Below are 3,162 nucleotides of genomic sequence, written 5' to 3' on the forward strand. Positions count from 1 at the left end.
CCTCATCCGTCTCGGCACTGCGCGCCGATCCACCTTCTCCCACAAGGGGAGAAGGCAGAGCGCCGCTACAAATCCGCCTTGAACGTCTGCTTCTGCATGCCCAGCCCTTCGATGCCGAGCTCGACGACGTCGCCGGCCTTCAGGAACACCGGCGGCTTCATGCCGAGGCCGACGCCGGGAGGCGTGCCGGTCGAGATGATGTCGCCCGGATGCAGCGACATGAACTGGCTGAGATAGGAAACCAGGTAGGCGACGCCATAGACCATGGTCTTGGTCGAGCCGTTCTGCATCGTCTTGCCGTTGACCTTCAGCCACATCGGGATGCTCTGCGGGTCCTTCACCTCGTCCTTGGTGACCAGCCACGGGCCGATCGGCCCGAACGTGTCGCAGGACTTGCCCTTGGTCCACTGGCCCTGCCGCTCGGCCTGGAAGGCGCGCTCGGAAACGTCGTGCGCGACGCAGTAGCCGGCGACATAATCCAGCGCCTCGGCCTCGGTGACATATTTCGCGGTCTTGCCGATGACCACGCCAAGCTCGACTTCCCAATCGGTCTTCACTGAGCCGCGCGGGATCAGCACGTCGTCATCAGGCCCGACGATGGCCGAGCTCGCCTTCATGAAGATGATCGGCTCCGGCGGCACGGTGGCGCCGGTCTCGGCGGCATGGTCGGAATAGTTCAGGCCGATGCAGATGAATTTGCCGGTGCCGGCGACGCAGGCGCCGATGCGCGGCTTGCCGGGAACCGCCGGCAGCGATTTCGGATCGAGCTTCGACAATGTCTCGAGCGATGCCGGGTCGAGCGCCTTGCCGGCAATGTCGGTGACATGGGCGGAAAGGTCGCGGATCGTCCCATCCGCATCGAGCAGGCCGGGGCGTTCGCTCCCCGCCTCGCCATAGCGCAGCAGTTTCATGCAATTTTTCTCCCAGTTGCGACCAGAGGCCGTTTGCAAACTCGCTCCGCTGAGGCGAATGGCGTGGTTTTCGAGAACCGGAGCGGAGCGTACTTAAAGTACGTGAGCCTAGGCAAGCACAGACGCCGCGTCAGGCGCCCGGCGGAATAGGATTTTAGACTCCTAGATCGACCAGCCACCGTCGATATTGTAAGCCTGCCCCGACGTATAGGTGGCGCCGGCCAGATAGACGGCGAGATCGGCAATTTCCTCTGGTGTGCCGAGACGGCCCATCGGCTGGCGGGCGATGAAGGCGGCGCGAGCTGCCTCGTAGTCGCCCTGCGCATGCATGCGGTCCTGCAGCGACGGGCTTTCGACCGTGCCCGGGCAGATGGCGTTGCAGCGGACGCCCTTGCCGACATAGTCGGCGGCAACCGATTTGGTCAGGCCGATGACGGCAGCCTTGGTCAGCCCATAGACGAAGCGGTTGGGCACGCCCTTGGTCGAGCTGGCCAGCGACGCCATGTTGATGATCGAGCCGTCGCCGCGCTCCAGCATGCCGGGCAGCACGGCGCGGATGGTGCGGATCATCGAGCGGACATTGAGATCATAGGCGAAGTCGAGATCGGCATCCTTCATCTCCAGGATCGAGCCCGAATGAACGAAGCCGGCGCAGTTGAACAGCACATCGACGGTGCCGATCTCGGCAAAGGCGGTTTCAACCGCCTCGTCGTTCAGCACGTCGAGCTTGCGGGTCTTGATGCCAGCCGTCTTGCCGAGTTCGGCGAGCATCACCTCGTTGATGTCGGTGGCGTGGACGATAGCGCCCGCCTTGGCGAAAGCCAGCGCGCTCGCCCGGCCGATGCCCTGTGCCGCCGCTGTGACGACAACGATCTTGCCTGCCAGATCCGCCATGCATTTCTCCTCTGTGACCGTCCGGTTTTTACCGCCACCCGGCCAAGGCGCAATGTGCCAGATAGGCACTACCATGCCGCCTGTATCGCTGTTCGCTTAGCGGCAAATGTTTTTTCTCGGTAAAGAACATCATTTCAGCCGTCAAGCCCGAACGCTTCTCGTCCGACGCCGCGCGAAAGGCGACCGCTCAGTCGCCGTAGGGCACCCAGACGTTCTTGACCTCAACGGCACGGCGCAGGAAGGCATCGCCTGCGGCCTCAATCGACGCCCAGTCAAGGCTGTGGCCGTTGCCGGTCCAGACGCGCTTGAGATTGCCGATGGACTCGGCTTCGGCCTTGGCGCAGGTCTCGGTATCGGCGAACACCCAGAGCCCGTCGACATCGTCATGCTTGGCCAGCACGCTGGTGAGTTCGGCGCTGCGGCCGGTGACGATGTTGACGGCGCCGGCCGGAACGTCGGAATATTCGATGACCTGATAGAGATCGGTGGCAAGCAGCGGATATTTTTCCGAAGGCACCGCGACCACGGTGTTGCCCATGGCCAGCGCCGGCGCCACCAGCGAAATCAGGCCGAGCAGGGGCGCATTGTCAGATGCCACGATGCCGACGACGCCGACCGGCTCGTGCAGTGCCAATGTGACGGCGCGGGCCGGCGGCTGGTGGACGCGGCCCTCGAACTTGTCGGCCAGGCCGGCATAGAGGAATAGCCGCTCGATCGACTGGTCGACCTCTTCGCGCGCAGCCTTGGCGGTGGCGCCGGTGAGCTGAGTGAGACGCGCCGCAAACTCGTCGGCACGGCCGGACAGGTTTTCGGCCAGATAGTAGAGCACCTGGCTGCGGTTGTAGGCGGTCGCCTCCGGCCAGCCCTTGCAGCCACGTGCGGCAGCCACGGCGTCGCGGATATCCTTGCGGCTGCCGAGACCGACCTCGCCGGCAAGCTTGCCCTTGGCGGTGGCTATTGCCAGCGAATAATTGCCGTCCGGCCGCACCTGCTTGCCGCCGATGAACAGTTTTGCCGTGCGATCGATGGCATCGCTTTCGGCCTGCTCGATCGGCTGCGCCGATGACGTTGCCGGCTTGACGACGGGGCCGAGCGGCAGCTTTGCCGAGAGATATTCGAACATGCCCTCGCGCCCGCCTTCGCGGCCGAAGCCGCTCTCGCGATAGCCGCCGAAGCCGCAGGCGGCGTCGAACATATTGGTGCCGTTGACCCAGACGACGCCGGCCTTCAATTGCGGCGCGACGTGCAGCGCAAGGTTGACGTTCTCGCTCCACACCGAGGCGGCCAAGCCGTAGCGCGTGTTGTTGGCGAGCTCGACCGCTTCCTCGGTGTTGCGGAAGGTCATGGTCGCCAGCAC

3 protein-coding genes are annotated in these 3,162 nt (G+C 64.5%); all 3 read right to left on the bottom strand.

The window, feature by feature from the left end; translation table 11 throughout:
* Positions 1–65 precede the first annotated feature (65 nt).
* Positions 66–911: a fumarylacetoacetate hydrolase family protein gene (locus tag E5W87_RS34780; protein ID WP_292408311.1), complete on the bottom strand. Its 846-nt coding sequence runs from the start codon at positions 909–911 to the stop codon at positions 66–68.
* A 162-nt stretch (positions 912–1,073) separates the two neighbouring features.
* The gene (locus E5W87_RS34785) at positions 1,074–1,805 is read right to left on the bottom strand and encodes an SDR family oxidoreductase (RefSeq protein ID WP_292408313.1); all 732 of its coding nucleotides are present in this window, start codon (positions 1,803–1,805) and stop codon (positions 1,074–1,076) included.
* A gap of 187 nt (positions 1,806–1,992) precedes the next feature.
* The coding region (locus E5W87_RS34790) for an aldehyde dehydrogenase family protein (RefSeq protein WP_292408316.1) at positions 1,993–3,162 on the bottom strand (1,170 nt) is incomplete at its 5' end.

The organism is Mesorhizobium sp. (assembly GCF_004962925.1).
Taxonomy (GTDB): Bacteria; Pseudomonadota; Alphaproteobacteria; order Rhizobiales; family Rhizobiaceae; genus Mesorhizobium.